The organism is Salinivibrio sp. VGrn1 (genome assembly GCF_009377995.1).
Lineage (GTDB): Bacteria > Pseudomonadota > Gammaproteobacteria > Enterobacterales > Vibrionaceae > Salinivibrio > Salinivibrio siamensis.
The window spans coordinates 1-19686 of sequence record NZ_SATA01000003.1 but is presented as its reverse complement, the minus strand read 5'-3'; the positions used below and the strand labels follow the sequence as shown (position 1 = coordinate 19686).

Annotated in this window: 19 protein-coding genes, 2 tRNA genes and 2 rRNA genes; 11 read left to right on the top strand and 12 right to left on the bottom strand. The window is 51.0% G+C overall.

From position 1 onward, the window contains the following. Positions 1-3 precede the first annotated feature (3 nt). On the bottom strand, positions 4-765 hold the full coding sequence (gene pomA, locus EHW56_RS05730) for a flagellar motor protein PomA (RefSeq protein ID WP_172969993.1): 762 nt from the start codon (positions 763-765) through the stop codon (positions 4-6). A gap of 222 nt (positions 766-987) precedes the next feature. Between pomA and xseB the strand changes: the two genes are divergently transcribed. From xseB to dxs, 3 genes are read left to right on the top strand one after another with little or no spacing between them, the layout of a single operon-like run. Further along, positions 988-1233: an exodeoxyribonuclease VII small subunit gene (gene xseB / locus EHW56_RS05725; protein WP_046073766.1), complete on the top strand. Its 246-nt coding sequence runs from the start codon at positions 988-990 to the stop codon at positions 1231-1233. After that, positions 1226-2125 carry a (2E,6E)-farnesyl diphosphate synthase gene (ispA, locus tag EHW56_RS05720; RefSeq protein WP_152796811.1) on the top strand — a complete coding sequence of 300 codons (900 nt, stop codon included), beginning with the start codon at positions 1226-1228 and terminating at the stop codon, positions 2123-2125. The genes xseB and ispA overlap by 8 nt, the downstream gene beginning before the upstream one ends. 27 nt (positions 2126-2152) lie before the next feature. Continuing rightward, the gene (gene dxs / locus EHW56_RS05715; RefSeq protein ID WP_152796809.1) at positions 2153-4027 is read left to right on the top strand and encodes a 1-deoxy-D-xylulose-5-phosphate synthase; all 1875 of its coding nucleotides are present in this window, start codon (positions 2153-2155) and stop codon (positions 4025-4027) included. 140 nt (positions 4028-4167) lie between these two features. Here the strand turns inward: dxs and upp are convergent, their stop codons facing one another. Further along, complete coding sequence (gene upp / locus EHW56_RS05710; protein WP_152796807.1) at positions 4168-4794, bottom strand: uracil phosphoribosyltransferase; 627 nt, start codon at positions 4792-4794, stop codon at positions 4168-4170. A 184-nt stretch (positions 4795-4978) separates the two neighbouring features. Between upp and purM the strand changes: the two genes are divergently transcribed. Then, complete coding sequence (gene purM, locus EHW56_RS05705) at positions 4979-6022, top strand: phosphoribosylformylglycinamidine cyclo-ligase (RefSeq protein ID WP_172969994.1); 1044 nt, start codon at positions 4979-4981, stop codon at positions 6020-6022. After that, positions 6019-6654: a phosphoribosylglycinamide formyltransferase gene (gene purN / locus EHW56_RS05700; RefSeq protein WP_152796805.1), complete on the top strand. Its 636-nt coding sequence runs from the start codon at positions 6019-6021 to the stop codon at positions 6652-6654. Before purM ends, purN begins: the two co-directional genes overlap by 4 nt. A gap of 54 nt (positions 6655-6708) precedes the next feature. Here purN and EHW56_RS05695 read toward each other — a convergent pair whose 3' ends face one another. After that, complete coding sequence (locus EHW56_RS05695) at positions 6709-7497, bottom strand: class II glutamine amidotransferase (RefSeq protein ID WP_046073772.1); 789 nt, start codon at positions 7495-7497, stop codon at positions 6709-6711. 22 nt (positions 7498-7519) lie between these two features. After that, a complete protein-coding gene (gene lpcA / locus EHW56_RS05690; RefSeq protein ID WP_046073773.1) occupies positions 7520-8098 on the bottom strand; it encodes a D-sedoheptulose 7-phosphate isomerase in 579 nt (192 codons plus the stop codon). Positions 8099-8408: 310 nt separating this feature from the next. On the opposite strand from lpcA, the gene fadE reads away from it, so the two are divergent. Next, positions 8409-10853: an acyl-CoA dehydrogenase FadE gene (fadE, locus tag EHW56_RS05685; RefSeq protein ID WP_152796803.1), complete on the top strand. Its 2445-nt coding sequence runs from the start codon at positions 8409-8411 to the stop codon at positions 10851-10853. 94 nt (positions 10854-10947) lie between these two features. Here the strand turns inward: fadE and EHW56_RS05680 are convergent, their stop codons facing one another. Both EHW56_RS05680 and dnaQ read right to left on the bottom strand, forming a co-directional pair. Next, positions 10948-12252 (bottom strand): TIGR03503 family protein, encoded by a 1305-nt coding sequence (locus tag EHW56_RS05680; protein WP_152796802.1) that lies wholly within the window; start codon positions 12250-12252, stop codon positions 10948-10950. Positions 12253-12260: 8 nt separating this feature from the next. Beyond that, the gene (gene dnaQ, locus EHW56_RS05675; RefSeq protein ID WP_046073776.1) at positions 12261-12983 is read right to left on the bottom strand and encodes a DNA polymerase III subunit epsilon; all 723 of its coding nucleotides are present in this window, start codon (positions 12981-12983) and stop codon (positions 12261-12263) included. Positions 12984-13034: 51 nt separating this feature from the next. On the opposite strand from dnaQ, the gene rnhA reads away from it, so the two are divergent. Continuing rightward, positions 13035-13502, top strand: coding sequence for a ribonuclease HI (gene rnhA, locus EHW56_RS05670; RefSeq protein WP_077578630.1), 468 nt, complete (start codon positions 13035-13037; stop codon positions 13500-13502). 8 nt (positions 13503-13510) lie between these two features. On the opposite strand, the gene EHW56_RS05665 is transcribed toward rnhA, so the two are convergent. Continuing rightward, on the bottom strand, positions 13511-14236 hold the full coding sequence (locus EHW56_RS05665) for a methyltransferase domain-containing protein (RefSeq protein WP_046073778.1): 726 nt from the start codon (positions 14234-14236) through the stop codon (positions 13511-13513). A 33-nt stretch (positions 14237-14269) separates the two neighbouring features. Between EHW56_RS05665 and gloB the strand changes: the two genes are divergently transcribed. The 3 genes from gloB to EHW56_RS05650 all read left to right on the top strand — a co-directional run bounded on the left by gloB (position 14270) and on the right by EHW56_RS05650 (position 17362). Continuing rightward, the gene (gene gloB / locus EHW56_RS05660; protein WP_046073779.1) at positions 14270-15028 is read left to right on the top strand and encodes a hydroxyacylglutathione hydrolase; all 759 of its coding nucleotides are present in this window, start codon (positions 14270-14272) and stop codon (positions 15026-15028) included. A 70-nt stretch (positions 15029-15098) separates the two neighbouring features. Then, complete coding sequence (locus tag EHW56_RS05655; RefSeq protein WP_152796800.1) at positions 15099-16676, top strand: LysM peptidoglycan-binding domain-containing protein; 1578 nt, start codon at positions 15099-15101, stop codon at positions 16674-16676. After that, positions 16673-17362: a YIP1 family protein gene (locus EHW56_RS05650; protein WP_370517136.1), complete on the top strand. Its 690-nt coding sequence runs from the start codon at positions 16673-16675 to the stop codon at positions 17360-17362. The genes EHW56_RS05655 and EHW56_RS05650 overlap by 4 nt, the downstream gene beginning before the upstream one ends. Before the next feature lie 33 nt (positions 17363-17395). Here the strand turns inward: EHW56_RS05650 and EHW56_RS05645 are convergent, their stop codons facing one another. Beyond that, the gene (locus EHW56_RS05645; protein ID WP_172969995.1) at positions 17396-18238 is read right to left on the bottom strand and encodes an endonuclease/exonuclease/phosphatase family protein; all 843 of its coding nucleotides are present in this window, start codon (positions 18236-18238) and stop codon (positions 17396-17398) included. 183 nt (positions 18239-18421) lie between these two features. Here EHW56_RS05645 and EHW56_RS05640 point away from each other — a divergent pair, with 183 nt between their 5' ends. Next, positions 18422-18820: a gamma-glutamylcyclotransferase family protein gene (locus tag EHW56_RS05640; protein WP_077668144.1), complete on the top strand. Its 399-nt coding sequence runs from the start codon at positions 18422-18424 to the stop codon at positions 18818-18820. Positions 18821-19020: 200 nt separating this feature from the next. Here the strand turns inward: EHW56_RS05640 and EHW56_RS05635 are convergent. The 4 genes from EHW56_RS05635 to EHW56_RS05620 all read right to left on the bottom strand — a co-directional run. Further along, positions 19021-19097, bottom strand: a tRNA-Trp gene (locus tag EHW56_RS05635). 8 nt (positions 19098-19105) lie between these two features. Beyond that, a tRNA-Asp gene (locus EHW56_RS05630) sits at positions 19106-19182 on the bottom strand. Between the two features lie 59 nt (positions 19183-19241). After that, positions 19242-19357: ribosomal RNA gene (rrf, locus tag EHW56_RS05625) — 5S ribosomal RNA — on the bottom strand. A 115-nt stretch (positions 19358-19472) separates the two neighbouring features. Then, a 23S ribosomal RNA gene (locus EHW56_RS05620) occupies positions 19473-19686 on the bottom strand; the annotation flags it as partial.

Below are 19686 nucleotides of genomic sequence, written 5' to 3'. Positions count from 1 at the left end.
CGATTAATTATCGACATCAACCTCACGCTTACCCTCATTGAGATAGTTTTTCAAAAAGCCATCAATGACACGCGGGTTTTGTCCATCTTGAATCGCAAGTAAGCCGTCCATAATCAAGCGTCGATTCAGTTTCTCTTGCTCCTTGCGCAAGGCAAGTTTATTGGCGATGGGGGTCGCCACCATGTTGGCCAACATCGCACCGTACATGGTGGTCAACAAAGCAACCGCCATTGCAGGGCCAATCGCCTTCGGATCATCCATGTTCGATAGCATGGCCACCAGCCCTATCAAGGTCCCTATCATCCCCATCGCTGGCGCTACATCAGCCAAGGCACTGTAAAAACCGATGCCATGATCGTGGCGCTCCTCGGTAAGGTTAATGTCTTTGTGCAACGTGGCACGAACCACATCGGCATCATGACCATCGACGAGCAAGTCCACGCCTTTTTGCATAAACGAGTTACTCACTTCCATCTCTTCCAAGGCAAGGAAGCCACCTTTACGCGCCGCATCAGCCATCTCAATAATCTTGGCAATCAAGTCCTCTGGGTCATCAGATTTGAACATGAACGCCTTGCCTGCAATTTTAAAACTGCCAAAGAACTGCCCCATAGTGTACTTGGTGAGAACCACAAATAAGCTCCCCCCGATGACGATCAGCACCGATGGCACGTCAAAGTACATGTTCATGGTGCCGCCCAACAGCATCGCCATTATTACGAATGCAAACGAGCCGAGAATGCCGATGAGCGTCGCTATATCCACGTCAGTCTCCCTTAAATTACGTCAAGTCATTGTTTTTCATTTTTAGGGTATTGGTTATATCGGCAACCAACCCTATAGGTTTAGCGTAAATCCGCTGATACCAACAAGGATAACATGCCTTTTACCACGGTGGCGCCAAGCACACAAAAACACGCCGAGTGGTTTGACCGCCCTTAACCACTGAGTTACCGTCTAGCCTCTCTTTTCTAATTTTATGGCATCATGGCTGTGAAGAAACCAGAAAATATGACCTTTGAGGACACGCTCAAAGAGTTAGATAGCATTGTCGGTGCGCTAGAGTCCGGCGAACTCCCTCTCGATACCGCGATGAAACGTTTTGAACGCGGCATTGCACTCACGCGTCAAGGACAAAAAACCCTTGCAGACGCCGAGCAACGCGTCGAGATCTTGCTTTCGCAAGAAGATGATGGGCCACTGACTGAGTTTTCTCCTCAAGACGATGATTAACACTGTTGTACACGATGCGCTGCGCGAAACGCAAACCCGAAGTAATCAACAACTCGAAGCGTGGCTTGATACCTTATCCTCTCAAGATCAACCGCTTATCCAGGCAATGCGCCATGGTTTGCTCTTGGGTGGTAAACGCATTCGCCCCTTTCTAACCTATGCCACAGGGCAGTTGTTTGGTGTGCCACTTGCGCAAATTGATACACCGGCTGTCGCCGTGGAGTGTATTCACGCCTACTCGTTGATTCATGATGATTTGCCTGCCATGGATAACGACAGCTTGCGACGCGGGCAGCCAACCTGTCATGTCGCCTTTGATGAAGCGAGCGCGATTTTGGCCGGTGACGCGTTACAAACACTGGCCTTTACCGTGCTGGCTGAAGGCGAACTCAATCCAGCGGCCGAACCTTACCGTATACATATGGTGAAAACCTTGGCTACGGCCAGCGGTGCGGCGGGTATGTGCCTAGGACAATCATTGGATTTAGCCGCGGAGGGACGTGCTGTTGATCTTGAAGCACTCAAACGCATTCACCACAATAAAACCGGTGCATTGATCAAAGGGGCGGTGAGGCTCGGCGCTTATGCCGCTGGCGAGTCCGGCGTGCGCCATTTAAGTGCGCTTGATCGCTTTGCTGACGCCATCGGTCTCGCATTTCAAGTTCAAGACGACATTTTGGACATTACCAGCGATACCCAGACACTGGGTAAGCCACAAGGGTCAGACGTAAACGCAGAGAAAAGTACCTACCCGGCATTGCTGGGGCTGGCCGGTGCACAAGAAAAAGCCGAACAACTTTACCGAGAGGCACTACACGCCTTGGAGGCAATCCCCTACAATACCGAACAATTGGAAGTTTTTGCCCGATATATCATCGAGCGCAACAACTAGCATGATTAATAAAAGCGCCGAACCATTATGACACTGGATATATCAAAATACCCCACTCTCGCTCTTGCTGATACGCCGGAAGAGTTGCGTACCTTACCACGCGATCATCTGCCGCAGCTTTGTGAAGAGTTACGTACCTATTTACTCAACACGGTCAGTCACTCAAGTGGCCACTTTGCCTCTGGGCTGGGTACCGTGGAGCTGACTGTAGCGCTGCACTATGTGTATAACACGCCCTTCGATCACCTCGTTTGGGACGTAGGGCACCAAGCCTATCCGCACAAGATCCTGACTGGACGACGTGAGCGCATGCAAACTATCCGGAAAAAAGACGGTTTGCACCCCTTTCCGTGGCGCGGAGAAAGCCCCTACGATGTGCTGTCGGTTGGTCATTCCTCAACGTCCATCAGCGCCGCGCTCGGTATGGCCATTAGTGCGCAAAAAGAGGGGCAGAATCGACGTGTAGTCAGTGTGATAGGCGATGGCGCAATCACCGCTGGGATGGCATTTGAAGCCATGAATCATGCCGGCGATATCAAACCCGATATGCTCGTGGTACTCAACGACAACGAGATGTCCATTTCTGAAAACGTCGGCGCGCTGAATAATCACTTTGCCCAACTCCTCTCTGGCAATGTCTACACCAGTATTCGTGAAGGCGGTAAGAAAGTATTGTCGGGCGCGCCACCAATTAAAGAGTTAGTGCGCCGCGCGGAAGAGCACCTTAAAGGCATGGTTGTCCCAGGCACCATGTTTGAAGAGCTGGGCTTTAACTACATTGGCCCAATTGATGGCCACGATGTCGAAGAGTTAGTCAAAACCCTCAAAAATATGCGCCATTTAAAAGGGCCGCAGTTTTTGCACGTCATGACCAAAAAAGGCAAAGGGTACGAGCCGGCGGAAAAAGATCCGATTGGGTACCATGCCGTGCCTAAGTTTGACCCCAGTGTACACACGCTGCCTAAATCCAAGCCAGCGAGCCCAACGTTTTCTAATGTGTTCGGCGACTGGCTATGTGATATGGCGGAACAAGATGACAAGTTACTCGCGATTACGCCAGCCATGCGCGAAGGCTCCGGCATGGTGCGCTTTTCTAAAACGCACCCAGACAAATATTTTGATGTCGCCATTGCTGAGCAGCACTCAGTGACGCTGGCTGCAGGCATGGCAATCGGTACCTACCACCCTGTGGTGGCCATTTATTCGACCTTCCTACAGCGCGCCTATGATCAAGTCATTCACGATGTCGCGATCATGAATTTACCCGTGCTGTTTGCCATTGACCGTGGCGGGATTGTTGGCGCAGATGGCCAAACCCACCAAGGCGCTTTTGATTTAAGCTATTTACGCTGTGTCCCCAACTTGGTGGTGATGACGCCAAGTGATGAAAACGAGTGTCGCCAAATGCTGTATACCGGCCATATTCATAATGGGCCAGCGGCGGTGCGCTATCCTCGCGGCAGTGGTATCGGTGCAGAGATTGAACAGAAGATGCAAGCGATGCCGATTGGCAAAGGCGTGATCAAACGTCGGGGAACACGGTTAGCCATCCTCAACTTTGGTACCTTATTGCCGCATGCTCAGGAAGCAGCAGACGAGCTGGATGCCACCTTGGTTGATATGCGCTTTGCCAAACCTTTAGATGAAGCGCTGCTACTCGACATGGCCAAGAAGCATGACTGCCTGGTCACCGTGGAAGAAAATGCGGTCGCAGGTGGTGCAGGCTCCGGGGTGATTGAAGCGATGATGCGCCATGGAGTTATCAAGCCTGTACGGCAAATCGGTTTACCCGATCGCTTTATCTCTCAAGGCACCCAGCAAGAAGTGCATGCCGAGCTTGAGCTCGATGGTCCCGGCATTAAGGCTCAAATTCAGCGTTACTTGGCCACGTTGGCTGAATAGGGGCGTTGACTGCGTAGAGGCGTCGTTTTTGCACCACGAGTCAGGCGCTATCTCCTGGTATGAAAAAACCCGCTACCAATGAGCGGGTTTTTTATGCTTCAGCGGACATTGACGCAGTGGCTTAGCCCGCTCACGCACGCTTACTTGGTACCAAAAATCTTATCACCGGCATCACCAAGCCCAGGTACAATGTACCCTTTGTCATCCAGCTTTTCATCGATAGCCGCCGTATAAAGCTCAATATCAGGATGCGCTTTTTTCAATGCCTCAATCCCTTCTGGGGCAGAGACCAATACCAAGACCTTGATCTGCTGACAGCCCTGCTCTTTGAGCAAATCGATAGTCGCAATCATCGACCCCCCCGTGGCCAACATCGGATCCACAACCAAGGCCATGCGCTCGTCGATATTACTGGCTAGTTTATGAAAGTAAGGGACAGGCTCTAGGGTTTCTTCATCGCGATACACACCGACGACACTGATGCGCGCACCTGGGACATGCTCAAGCACCCCATCCATCATGCCCAAGCCTGCACGCAAAATAGGCACCACGGTGACTTTTTTGCCTTTGATTTGATCGACATTAACTGGGCCATCCCAGCCATCAATCGTTACTTTTTCTGTATCGAAGTCAGACGTCGCTTCATAAGTCAGCAGACTGCCCACTTCGGTCGCAAGCTCGCGAAACCGTTTGGTGCTAATATCTCGCTCGCGCATCAAGCCGATTTTATGTTTGACTAACGGGTGCCTTACTTCCACGACCTTCATCTTAGACTCCTTACAAAAAACAAATTCTCGGTAGTATACATGAAAGGTTTTTGCTAGCGTAGGCTTAGGGCTTGACATATCGCCCAGATTCTCGCCAAACAGCCTACGCAAACGTTTTCCTTTCTCTGAATGCACTGATAGAATAGCGCCGACTTTTGACTTCCAACTCCGGCGAGGAATTGCAGTGAGCGGTAAACAATCATCTCTTAGCTATAAGGACGCTGGTGTCGATATTGACGCTGGTAACGCACTAGTCGACCGCATTAAAGGGGTAGTAAAACAAACGCACCGGCCCGAAGTCATGGGAGGCCTAGGAGGCTTTGGCGCGCTTTGTTCATTGCCAACCAAATACAAAGAACCGGTATTGGTCTCTGGTACAGACGGCGTGGGTACCAAGCTGCGCTTAGCGCTGGATGCGAATAAACACGATACTATCGGCATCGATCTGGTTGCAATGTGCGTTAACGATCTGATCGTGCAAGGTGCTGAGCCTCTCTTTTTCCTCGACTACTATGCAACAGGCAAGTTGGATGTTGACGTCGCGGCGGACGTTGTGACGGGTATCGCCCAAGGCTGTCAGCAAGCAGGTTGCGCCCTTATCGGCGGCGAGACCGCGGAAATGCCTGGCATGTACAGCGGCGATGATTACGATGTGGCTGGTTTTTGTGTCGGTGTTGCCGAGAAGTCTGCCATCATTGATGGGAGCCAAGTCAGCGATGGCGACGCCTTGATTGGCCTTGCGTCTAGTGGCCCGCATTCAAACGGCTACTCGCTGATCCGAAAGATCCTCGAAGTCAGTCAAGCAAACCTGAGTGACGACCTAGAAGGCCAACCACTCATCGATCACTTGCTAGCCCCGACCCGCATTTACGTCAAATCGGTATTAGCCCTGCTTGAGCAAATCCCCGTTCACGCGATTTCTCATATCACAGGTGGCGGCTTTTGGGAGAACATCCCCCGCGTATTGCCCGCTGGAACCAAGGCGGTGATCGACAACACCAGTTGGCAATGGCCGCCTGTATTTAACTGGTTGCAAGAAAAAGGCAACGTCAGTGACTATGAAATGCTACGCACCTTTAACTGTGGTGTGGGACTTGTGATTGCACTCCCTCAGGCTGAAGCTGACAAAGCGATTACCCTGTTAAATCAAGCGGGCGAAACCGCCTGGCAACTGGGCCATATTGCTCACGCGACGGGCGAAGACGCACAGGTGGAGCTGAAAGCATGAAGCGCATTGTCGTCTTGATTTCCGGCAGCGGTTCCAATTTGCAAGCATTGATTGATAACATTCACGCGCAGCGCGCGAACATTGTCGCCGTGATTGCCAATAAAGCTGACGCCTATGGGCTCACGCGTGCCGAGCACGCCGGGATACCGGCTCAAGTGGTTGCCAACACCGATTATGCTAGCCGAGAAGAGTATGATGCGGCGCTTATTCGAGCGCTAGATGCCTATCAGCCCGACCTCGTCCTACTGGCGGGTTTTATGCGTATTTTAACCCCAGGTTTCGTTGCCCACTATGCGGGGCGAATGCTCAACATTCACCCCTCCCTGCTCCCCAAGTACACAGGACTGCATACCCACCAGCGTGCGATTAATGCTGGCGATACCGAGCATGGTACATCGGTGCATTTTGTCACTGAAGAGCTCGACGGTGGCCCCGTGATACTCCAAGCTCGCGTGCCTATTTTTGAGGACGACGACGCAGAGTCTGTCGCCGCGCGCGTCCAACAACAAGAGCACAGGATCTACCCACTGGTGGTCAAGTGGTTTGTCGATGGCCGCCTGAAGATGATGGAAGATCACGCTTGGCTTGATGGTCAGGCACTCGGCCACGCCGGCTATGCCGCAGACGCGTAGCTCGTATAGACACTGACAACATAAAATAAGGCGCATTCGCGCCTTTTTTATTCGCTAAGATACCGATGTGTGATTGGCGCAATACACCTCGCCAAAGTGAAACACACAATATTCCCCTTCAGCCATTTTATGCCAGCGCTCGTTGTTGGTAAGGGGTTGCGTGGCAATCACGGTCACCACATCGTTAGGCGTGGTTTGCTCATGAAAATCGACCGTCATCTCTTGGTCGATCAGGCTAGCTTTTCCAAACGGAGCGCGACGCGTGATCCAATGGAGGTTATTGGTACAATAAGCCATGACATAGTCGCCATCGCTAAACAGCATGTTGTAGACACCCAACGCGCGCAGGCGATCACAGCGTGAAGCGATAAAGTCAAACACCTCACACATATTGTCTGGCTGTTGCGGATAGTGCTTAAACAACTCATTCAATAACCAACAAAACGCTTTCTCACTATCTGTTTCCCCGACAGGCTTAAAGTGGCCAGTATCCAGGCTCTCAAACCCAGATAACTGCCCATTGTGAGCAAACGTCCAATAACGCCCCCAGATCTCACGAGTGAAAGGATGTGTGTTTTCTAAGCTGATCCCACCTCGATTTGCTTGGCGAATATGGCTAACCACCGCACAGCTTTTTATCGGATAACTGGTGACCAGCTCTGCGACCTTGGACTGGCTACTGGGTGCTGGATCTTTAAAGGTGCGAAACCCTTTGCCTTCATAAAAGGTGATCCCCCAGCCATCGCGATGCGGGCCCGTTTTACCGCCGCGCTGAATCAAGCCAGTAAAGCTAAAACAAATATCGGTTGGGACGTTGGCACTCATGCCAAGCAGCTCGCACATTCTTTCATCTACCTCCGCGGGGTTACGCTGCCATTTCCTTTTCCACTAGCTGGATAAGAATATGGATAATTTTGATATGGACTTCCTGAATACGATCCGCATAACCAAAGTGAGGCACACGGATTTCAATATCAGCGAGACCTGCCATTTTGCCGCCGTCTTTTCCCGTAAGCATAATGGTCTTCATGCCTTTTTGTTTGGCGACATCAATGGCATTGAGGATATTCCCCGAATTGCCCGATGTAGATAGCCCAAACAACACGTCGCCTTTCATGCCCACCGCCTCAAGATAACGCGAGAAAACATACTCGTAGCCAAAGTCATTCGACACGCACGAAATATGGCTTGGATCTGAAATGGCAATCGCGGGATAACCAGGACGGTTTTCTCGGTAGCGCCCGGTCAATTCTTCAGCAAAATGCATGGCATCACAATGCGAGCCGCCATTACCACAAGAGAGCACCTTGCCACTGGCCTTAAAACTATCGGCCAACAGTTTCGCGGCTTTCTCGATTTGCTGAATGTTATTGTCATCACTTAAAAACGCTGTTAACACATCGGCAGCTTCTGTCAGCTCACCGCGAATAATATCTTGGTACATGGCACTTTCCCACTGTTAACAAATATCTGACGTTCTCGCCTGACAGGCATAACGTCACATGACTGCCAGTGTACCCGCATCGTTTTACGGCTGTCGACTGCCGAGCCCTTCCGACAAGCGAGCTAGGTCACGTTTGCTTGAATGGCAACCTATCTTGCCAGTTGTCCTCATCCTCAAGTGGTGATTTTCTCACCTTGCAAGCTAGGTCACACCGTATCATTTTACAATTCGTTAATTATTTGCTTACATTGAGTGGTACGACCTCTTACCACGACAGTAAGGGCAAACCAAAACCTAAGGAGATGACGTGATGGCAACAGGGTTATATATCGCCGCCATGCTAATACTGGCCGGTGTACTCGCATACCATCGTGCCAAGCTGCTGGTATCGACTGCCGTGCTCGCAGCCGGACTAGTTGTAGGGACAATCATGGGCAGCGTCGGGGAGATCACTTGGTTGATCTTTGCCGTGATCGCGTTGCCCCTCAATATCGTGACGTTTCGTCGCAACTGGCTCAGCAAGCCCGCTTTCAAAGCATTTAAATCCGTGATGCCAGAAATGTCAGCGACGGAAAAAGAAGCGATTGATGCGGGAACAGTCTGGTGGGAAGCCGACCTATTCCGCGGCGCGCCGGATTGGAACAAACTGCATGACATTCCCGCCCCGACGCTGAGTGCGGAAGAGCAAGCATTTTTAGATGGACCGGTCAACGAAGTCTGCCGCATGGTCGATGACTACCAAGTCACGCATGAACTCGCTGACCTGCCCGAGGATGTTTGGCAATATTTGAAAGACAACAAATTCTTCGCCATGATCATCAAAAAGCAATATGGTGGCTTGGAATTTTCTGCCTACGCGCAATCCTTGGTGCTGCAAAAACTGTCAGGCGTCTCTGGTGTGCTGTCATCCACCGTGGGGGTCCCTAACTCACTAGGCCCAGGTGAATTGCTCCAGCATTACGGCACCACAGAGCAAAAAGACCATTACCTCCCTCGTTTGGCCCAAGGTAAAGAAATCCCTTGTTTTGCGTTGACCAGCCCAGAGGCGGGCTCTGATGCAGGCTCGATTCCTGATTATGGTGTGGTCACCAAAGGTATGTGGCAAGGTGAAGAAGTGCTGGGGATGAAAATCACCTGGAACAAACGTTATATTACCCTCGCCCCGGTTGCCACTGTGTTGGGGCTGGCGTTTAAGCTACGCGATCCTGAACACCTGTTAGGCGATCAGGATGAACTTGGCATTACCTGTGCGCTGATCCCAACGGACCTCGAAGGGGTTGAGATTGGCCGTCGCCATTTCCCGCTTAACGTGCCTTTCCAAAACGGTCCAACTCAAGGCAACGACGTCTTCGTACCGATGGACTTTATTATTGGTGGCCAGAAAATGGCAGGCCAAGGCTGGCGTATGCTGATGGAATGCCTGTCAATTGGTCGCGGCATTACCCTACCCTCCAATACCACGGGAGGACTAAAGTCAGCCGCCCTAGCAACAGGGGCTTACGCACGCATTCGCCGTCAGTTCAAACTCCCCATTGGTAAAATGGAAGGGATTGAAGAGCCTCTCGCGCGTATTGCTGGCAACGCCTACGTGATGGATGCCGCCAGCGCGCTGACGGTGACGGGTATCGATATCGGCGAGAAGCCCTCGGTCATTTCTGCCATCGTTAAATATCACTGTACCCACCGCAGTCAACAAGGTGTGATTGATGCGATGGATGTGGCAGGCGGTAAAGGCATCTGCCTGGGACCAAAAAACTTCCTGGGACGCAACTATCAAGGTTCGCCGATCGCCATCACGGTGGAAGGCGCTAACATCCTGACGCGTTCAATGATCATCTTCGGTCAAGGTGCGATTCGTTGCCATCCATTCGTGTTGGATGAGATTCGTGCCAGCGAAAATAGCGATCAGCAAGCCGCCCTCGCAGCGTTTGATAAGGCCTTATTTGGTCATGTTGGCTTTGTGTTTAGCAATGTTGCACGTGCTTTCTGGCTTGGTCTTACCGATGGTCGTTTGTCTAAAGCTCCCCGCAAAGACGCGACACGTCGTTATTACCAGCAGATGAATCGCTACAGTGCCGCGCTCGCGCTACTCGCCGATGTCTCTATGGCAGTATTAGGCGGCAACCTCAAGCGTAAAGAGCGCTTGTCAGCGCGCCTTGGCGATGTGCTGAGCCAGCTTTATCTTGCGTCAGCCACCATGAAACGCTATGCCGATGAAGGCTATCAGAAAGAGGATCTCCCTCTGGTGCATTGGGGCATGCAAGACGCCATGTACCAAGCTGAACAAGCACTGGATGGCTTTATCGCTAACTTCCCGAATCGAGTAGTTGCTGGCTTAGTGCGCGTACTGGTATTACCGCTGGGTAAAGGACGCCGTCAGCCTGGCGATCGCCTCGATGGCAAACTGGCTGTCATTTTACAATCACCCAGTGCAACGCGTGATCGCCTCGGCCGAGGTCAGTACTTCGAGCCAGGTAATGCGATTGGTAATATTGAAAAGGCACTGCATGACATTTTGAATGCCGAGCCTATTCATAAAAAAGTGTGTGATGGCATCGGTGAGAAGCTGCCGTTTATGTTCCTCGACCAAGTCGCGGATAAAGGCTTGAGCGCCGGCGTGATTACCGAGCAAGAAGCTGCACTATTGCGAGAAGCCGAGCAAGGCCGCCTTGAAACGATCAATGTGGATGACTTTGACCCGTCAGAGCTGCCCGCCGCGTCGGTCAAGGAGAGCAAGATGCATAACGCGGCTTAACCGTATTTTCTTGCATCAATGGCGTAACGAAAAAAGAGAGGGCTTCCCTCTCTTTTTTATTGCCCGTATAGATGGGCTTACTCGCACCACAGTGCTAGTCGTTTTTATCCGGCCTATCCATGTCAAGCTCACTGGCTTGGTCGTCGCCGTCGCTGTCCAGTGGAGGGGCTTCCAGCTCTTGCGCCGCTTCAGCCAATTTGCGTGCTTTGCGTTTTCGCAAGACAAACCAAGTGGCGGCACCTATCAGCATCACCAATAAGTTACCTAATCCAATGATCAACAGGGAAGTGGTTCGTGCTTCTTCTCGCTCTCGTTGTTGGCGGCGCGCCTCCGCTGCTTCCATCATGGCTTGTTCACGCGCTTCACGCTCTGCTTCGGCTTCTTCCAGCGCCGCGTAATCGGTGACCGCAAAGGTTTGTTCTGGAAGAGGAAAAACCAAGGGTCGTCCCGATAACTGATCCGTCGCATACAAGGTTGTCCGCCATTTGTATTGTCCAGGTGTACTGGCATAAGGAATATCGAGCGTAATCGTTTGCTGCTCTTCCTCAGCGGTTGTTTGGTAGACCGTCGTTTTTCCTTCGGTATCGGTGAATTTGGCGTGAACAGACACGCTACCTGGCTCAATACTGGCCTGCTCGGACTCAACAACCAATTGATGCGGTTCGCCCTCTCCTTGGCTTTGTTTAAACGTGGCCATTAACGGTGTCGGGTAAACTAAGACTTGTTGCTCTAAAGTACGGAAAAAAATACCGTTACCCGAGGTCACGCGTGCGCGGTATTTTCCTGGCATGACGTTAATCGGCAAAGACACGGTGAAAACGCCGTCATTGGGTGCTTCATCAAGCCCCGAGCCGTCGTCACTAAATTGCCCTAATGCTTTGGGCTGTGGCCGCTGATCGGGATTAAGCGACTCCGGATCTTCGATGAACTCAGTAAAGTGTACGGTCAAATCGACACGCTCAATGAAGTCACGCAAGTTAAGGGGCTTATCGCCCAGCATGAGCTGTGCGGTAAACTTCACCGCCTCGCCTTGATAAAGACGACTGGGTAAGTCTTCAACCTGCATACGCAAGTCACTTAAAACACGGACTTTGTTGTCAGGGCTCACTCGGCCAATCGCTTGCCATGGTCCTGGCATGGGGTCGGTAATCGACACGATGTCCATGTCTGATTCTTGATGCCAGGATACTTTGTCTGGGTGGCGCCATGCATAATATTTGGTGCCGTCCGGGCGTACCAACACCACTGGCATGCTTGGCTTTTCTCGATAAATCACGAAGGCCGCACGTTCAATGGTTGGATCAACACGGAAGCGATTTTCCAGCAGACGAATTTCTTGCTCGTTAGCGTGTGCCAACAAGGGAAAACAAACACACACCGCCCACCATCGCTTCTTCATGCCTTCTCCTACTGCCGCCAAAGACAGCTACCGTTTTGCTCAATAAAGTCTAAACGCGCTTCGTGCGCACTCATTTCATCGGCCGATGCGGGAATAACCTTTAGCGATTTCTGACGCTTAACGGTTCTTGGTGCCATTGGACTTGCATTATCCGTCTCAGTACCCGCATTAAATGACAAGTTAGTTTGTCCCCCGGTCATTAATAGGTATACGTCAGCAAGGATCTCCGCATCCAACAAAGCGCCGTGAAGCGTTCGCCGAGAGTTATCAATACCGTAGCGATCGCACAACACATCAAGGTTGTTACGCTTTCCAGGGAAGATTTTCTTCGCCATCGCTAAGGTGTCTGTGATGGTGCAAAGCTCAGTGGTTTGCAGCGAGACACCTAGGTTTTTGAATTCATAATCCATAAACCCCACATCAAAGGGCGCGTTATGGGCGATCAGCTCCGCCCCTTGAATAAAATCAACAAAGGCTTGATGGATTTGCGCGTATCGCGGCTTGTCGGCCAAAAAGGCATCGGTGATACCGTGTACCGAAATCGCCTCAGGATCGATCGCGCGTGTAGGCTGAATGTAGGCATGAAAGTGCCGCCCCGTCAGCTTACGGTTGATAATCTCAACCGCACCGATTTCAATAATATTGTGGCCTTGATAATGTGGCCCCCCTTCGCGGTTCATACCGGTGGTTTCGGTATCAAGCACAACGAGGCGATCGTAATTCGCTTTCATGGCAATAACTGTGTCAAACTTGGCTCAGATGAATAGCCAATAGTATCAAAGATGACCAAGCAGGTAGAAATTTTCACAGACGGTTCTTGTCTCGGCAACCCGGGGCCGGGCGGGTATGGTGTGGTGATGCGCTACAAACAACATGAAAAAACCTTGAGTGCCGGTTTCACCCTCACCACCAACAATCGCATGGAACTAATGGCGGCAATTGTCGGCTTAAATGCGCTTAATACAAGCTGTAACGTGGTTCTCACTACAGACAGCCAGTACGTTCGACAAGGGATCACCCAATGGATCCATAATTGGAAAAAACGCCAATGGAAGACGGCGGATAAGAAACCGGTGAAAAATGCCGATTTATGGCAACAGCTTGATCAAGCGGCATCTAAGCACCAAATCACCTGGAACTGGGTGAAAGGCCACGCTGGACACCCGGAAAATGAGCGTTGTGACGAGCTCGCGCGCGACGCTGCCAACCACCCTACCGAGATCGATGAAGGCTATCAGCCTGCAGACTAATCCTATTTCTAGCCGCCGTTGGGAACAACGCCGCCCAGCGGTGAGACCGCTTGCTTGAGTTTCCAACGAGGCTTAATGGGTTTTAGTGGGTAGCTACGCTTACGCGCAATGATCAAATAAATGGACCCAAGCGCAGGTGTCACCATACTGGCGCTACTCTCTACCCAAGCATGGCGGGCACTGGGTCGATGAGTCGGCCACAGTCCCATCTGGTGCGCCTCAACCACCTCATAGTTCATGACACTCAACCAATCTTTAACGCGAAGAGGTGAAAACATCCGTCCCCCCCACGGAAGCCGTTGATGCCTGCCACGTAGCACTTTTTTTACGCCCAAAAAGCTTGCGGGGTTAACACCCGATATGATCAAGCAACCGTCATCAATCATCACACGATCAACCTCTCGTAATAAACGGTGAGGATCATCGCTATAATCAAGTTGGTGCGCTAATACACACGCATCAAAAGATTTCTCGATAAATGGCAAGGCATAATGTGTCGCGGTCACATTGCGCATTGGGTTATGTTGGTCGACACAGACTTGGTGTTGAATGTTACACTGTTCACTGACTAGCTCGCAGCTTAAGCCGCCCAATTTCAGCAAATGGTAGCCAAATAAGGTCGGCAACCATTCATCCAGCCGAGTTTGCAATTGGGTGCGCGCCCAATCACCGTAAGCAACTTGGTCCCACGTATAGGGATAGTCAAACTGATGTTCTATGCGCGCTGGTTTCATTGATTAAGGCTCATTCTATCGCTGGAGAACCCAATGCTTCATGTAAAAAGCATACCTGCATTTAACGATAATTACATATGGCTCATTATTAGTGAAGATAATCGCTGCGCCGTGGTCGATCCGGGTGAGGCAAGTCAGGTTATTGACTACCTCAAAGCGAATTCATTGACTTTATCGTGCATTCTTATCACACACCACCATTGGGATCACACCAATGGCATTGACGATCTTGTACGCTATGCGCCAAGCGCCAAAGTGATCGGCCCAGATGTTCACCCGATACCTCAACGTTCAATGGCGGTTGGTGACGGTGACCAAATTGATGTCTTTGACCATCGTTTTTTGGTCGTCGGTGTCGAAGGCCACACCGACGATCACATTGCATTTGTCGGCGATGGTAAGCTGTTCTGTGGCGATGCATTGTTTTCAGCCGGTTGTGGCCGTTTACTCGGTGGCACCGCTGAACAATCACTCAACTCATTGAAAAAACTGGCATCGCTCCCCATCGAAACCCAAGTGTATTGTGCCCATGAGTATACCGCCGCCAATGTCGCGTTTGCGCTGACTGTGGAGCCTGAAAACGATGCATTACATCTATACCGGGAAGAAGTGAACCGCTTACGCGCCCAAGGTAAGCAAACGCTCCCCAGTACCATAGAGCGAGAAAAGCGCATTAATCCATTTTTGCGCACTCAAGAGCCGACGGTCATTCAAGCGGTCGTAGGTCGCACCACTGCCGACGACGAGCTTGCCGTTTTCCGTGCGCTGCGTCAGTGGAAGGACGAATTTTGAGCTGAGTCTCTTGTCATCAATGAGGCCAGCCCCTATCATCATCGGCTATTTTGGACGAAGGTTTTATGCAATGAAGTACCGTTTTATTATATTGAGCACGCTGTTGCTGAGCGGCTGTCAATCTATCGGCGACGCTCAAAATACGGATATCGCCTCCGAGGCACCGCCCGTTGTCGCAAAAGAAACAACGCGCTCGCCTGATAAAGCCGCAGAGACGCCCAAGAAAGCCACCCCCGCGACGCCTAAGGTACTTTCCCCGCAAAAACAGAATGATGTGTGGCAACGCATCAGTATGCAGCTTTCGCTTCCAGTACCTGATAACGCCTCGGTGCGCCGTTATCGTAATTGGTACTTAAAGTACCCTAATCACCTTGCCACGGTCGCTGAGCGCGCCACGCCATTTTTGCACCTGATCGTAGAGAAAGTCGAAGCACGCAACATGCCACTCGAGCTGGCATTGCTTCCAGTCGTAGAAAGCTCGTTTGATCAATTTGCTTACTCGCATGGCCGGGCTGCTGGCCTTTGGCAATTTGTCCCAGCAACCGGCCGACGTTTTGGCCTAGAACAAAATTGGTGGTACGACGGCCGACGTGATGTGGTGCAATCAACCGATGCAGCGCTCGATTACCTCGAGTACTTGCATGGCATGTTTGATGGTAATTGGTTACACGCTATCGCTGCATATAACTCCGGCGAGGGACGCGTGGCTCGTGCTATTCGTCGCAACAAGCAACGTGGCCAACCCACCGATTTTTGGCATTTGGATCTCCCCAAAGAAACCAGCAGTTATGTGCCTAAGCTGATTGCACTTGGCGATGTACTACGCCATCAAGATCAATATGGCTTAGAGGTCCCTGCGATCCCTAACCAGCCAGCACTGACCTTGGTCGATCCTAAGATGCAAATGGATCTCGCTCTCGCGGCTAACTATGCCGGTTTAAGTGTTTCTGAGCTACAAAGCCTTAACCCTGCGTATAACCATTGGGCAACGTCACCATCAGGCCCCACCCACTTATTGTTGCCCAACGAAAATGTGGAACGCTTTAATACTGAGTTGGCTAAAAATGACAACCAAGGGCTTCGTGTGGAACGTTATGCGGTGAAGTCAGGTGATAGCCTGAGTGAAATCGCGGCTGAGTACAACACCACCGTCAAAGTATTAAAACGTGCTAACCAACTCCACTCCTCACGTATTCGCGTGGGTCAGCGCCTGATGATCCCTGTTTCGCTGAAAGATGAATCACAATATACGCTAAGCGCACCACAGCGCCTCGCAGCATTGCAAGCGGCGGAGCGAGACGGCCACAAGCGCACCCACACAGTCCGCCAAGGCGACAGCTTTTGGACAATCGCCCGTCGTTATGGCGTTGATTATCGTCAGCTCGCTAAGTGGAACGGCATGAGTCCTCGCGACACCCTCAGCATTGGCCAGAAGTTGGTCGTTTGGGATAAAGAGGGGGATGCACGTCGCATCCGCACGATTACCTACCGAATTCGACAAGGTGATTCGTTGAGCAGTATTGCACAACGCTACAATGTATCAGTCGCCGAGCTGGTTAAATGGAACCAGTTACGCCAAAACGCGTATATCCAACCAGGTCAAAAGCTAACACTGCATATCGACATTTCTCGGAGTAGCGGCTCATGATGCAAGCTTCAGCCAATCCATTGTTCGCCTTAAGAGACATCGTCCTTCGTCCCAGTGCGTGCTTTGCTGCATTAAGCCAGCGCCCGGTATGGGGTTGGTTGGCTTATTTGCTCATGAGCCTAAGCGCTATTGCATTTTGGAGTGCTTATTTTGATCACACCAACCTTGCCGCGCTTCAGCAAGCACTCGCGCAACAATTATCGATGCCACCTGCAGACGCTGAAAAGTGGTTACAACGTGAAACACTTCTTGCCTCTGAAGTGCTCGGAGATTGGTTTGGCCGAGCGGCGGTCATTTTTGCCTTGGCGTTGTGGTTTCGGTTAGCCACCAAACAAGAAGCCCCTAACTTTGGCTATCGTCACTGGCTCGCGGCCTCTTGCTTTATCTTTTTGCCCGCCGTCGTAGGCGATTTAGCAAGCTATACCAATATGACTTTATCATCCGGTTTTATTTTGCCGGCTCATGCGGACTTAAATAGTCTTAATGGCTTGCTAAAATTGCCGCTCGCCTCCTCATGGAGTGCATGGGCAGCAAGCTTACCACTACTGCTCCCGTGGTACTGGGTATTAAGCATTACGGTTATCGGCACTTGGACACCACTCAATCATGGCAAAGCGATTGTCGTCGCTACCCTGCCTTGGGTTGCCGTTTTTGCCAGTTGGGCCATCGTCATAGCACTAAGTTAGGAAAGTTCAGCGAGGGGGCTCCCCTCGTTGCCTCTATCCTGTCACTTTCAGTTGTGCCTCTATCGCTGCGTGATCGGAGGCACCATTATCTATCGCACTCGCCTTTTCTACCGATAACCCACGGTAGAAAACATGATCCAACGGCAACCCAAATTTAGTCATTCGCTCATCGGGGTGATAACCCATTTCTTGTAATGATAAGCGCTTAACCATCGCTCTCACCGCGTCTAACCGCCGTTGAGACCAAGTATTAAAATCACCGGCTAAAATAATAGGCCCTTCGACACGCGCCAAAGCTTGCTCCAATGCAGCCAACTGTTTCTTATAAGCGGCCATTGCATAAGTAAAGTTAATGCTATGAATATTCACCACCGCAAGGCGCTGTCCATTGGAGAGCTGGTACTCACTATACAGAGCACTTTTAGGAAGGCGCAGGTAAGGCTCGACCGCAGTATACGCACAACTGTGCCAAGGGTTCACTTTGGAAAGGTTCATCACCCCTGCAACAGCATCTTGCATCGCAAACGCATAAGCTTGGTCATAGTGCAATGATGCTTGCGTGATCCAACGCGCCAATTGTGGACCAAAGCTTGCCTCTTGCAACAACATCAAACGGTGAGGTTGATGATACTGGCTTAACGCCGTGTCCCACTGAGGGCGCTGTTGTTTATAGATATTCCACACCAACAAAGAAAAACGGCCTTGTTCGTCAAGCGGTGAAGAATGTGTGTAATCAACGCACTGGCGATGTATACCAGACACTGTATGGAGCTGGGTGCTGTCAGGCACGGTGAAGTAGCCATTGACACCAATCACCGCAGCAGGGACAAAAATAGCACTGCCCCATGCCACTACCTTGCCAATACGTTTTTTCATTGCTTGATCACCACCATAACGCTTGCCAGTGTGAGTATAGGTTGTTACTAGAATGGGCGCCGATTTTGCGATCATGAAGGCTGAAATACAAGTGGTGCACTGACTTATTACTTGCTGCTTGCTTCAACTCAGAGATAGGATAGAAAAGAAATAATAACAAAGTGCATTCATGGAGCGACGCCTATGCTTAACAACCTCTTCGTATACGGAACCCTGTGTCCAGAAGGCACAAATCACCATGTGCTCGCGGACGTCCATGGTCAGTGGTTCCCTGCGAGTATACAAGCAATACGCACCGACCGTGGTTGGGGATCGGCCTCAGGTTATCCCGGCATTGAGCTCAGCGACTCTGTCAATGATCGCGTTGAGGGTTGGCTCTTAAAAGCAGAGGACTTATCCCATTTTCTACCTAAACTTGATGCATTTGAGGGATCGGGGTATCAGAGAGTGATTGTGGAAGTCGAATATCACAGTGAGAGCCGAACAGAGCCAATGCATACCACGGCATTTGCCTATGAGCTTTGTTTTAGTCACCAGCCCGATGCAACAGGCCCAAGCCAATTTGTGGCCAAGAACTATTAGAAGACTTGTTTGAATAGATCAAAAAAAAGCACTGACGGATGTCAGTGCTTTTCAAGTGGCAGGTGTAGAGGGATTCGATCGGACTGGCGCCCCAGCCCCCAACACGCGGACTTCGATGTCACACCAAAAACCATCCATAAGTTAGTCTATCGGTAAGATTGAAATAAAAAAAGCACTGACGGATGTCAGTGCTTTTCGAGTGGCAGGGGTAGAGGGATTCGAACCCCCAACACGCGGATTTGGAATCCGCTGCTCTGCCAATTGGAGCTATACCCCTATAAATAGTGGCGGAGTGGACGGGACTCGAACCCGCGACCCCCGGCGTGACAGGCCGGTATTCTAACCAACTGAACTACCACTCCGCACCAATTCTGTATGATTAAAGGCTTATATTTATTGGCTTTAATCAACTGTATTCAAAGCCTGGCGATGTCCTACTCTCACATGGGGAGACCCCACACTACCATCGGCGCTGCTTCGTTTCACTACTGAGTTCGGCATGGAGTCAGGTGGGTCCAAAGCGCTATGGTCGCCAAGCAAAATTTGGTGTGTCTTCACTTTTCAGTCAAAACACGTAATCTAGAAAGCTGTTCGTTCTCGCCACAATCAACTGGCTTATTTCAAGTCCAACCCAAAACCTCTTGGGTGTTGTATGGTTAAGCCTCACGGGCAATTAGTACAGGTTAGCTCAACGCCTCACAGCGCTTACACACCCTGCCTATCAACGTTCTAGTCTAGAACAACCCTTTAGAGAGCTCGAAGCTCTAGGGATGACTCATCTCGGGGCCAGCTTCGCGCTTAGATGCTTTCAGCGCTTATCTGTGCCGAACTTAGCTACCGGGCAATGCGTCTGGCGACACAACCCG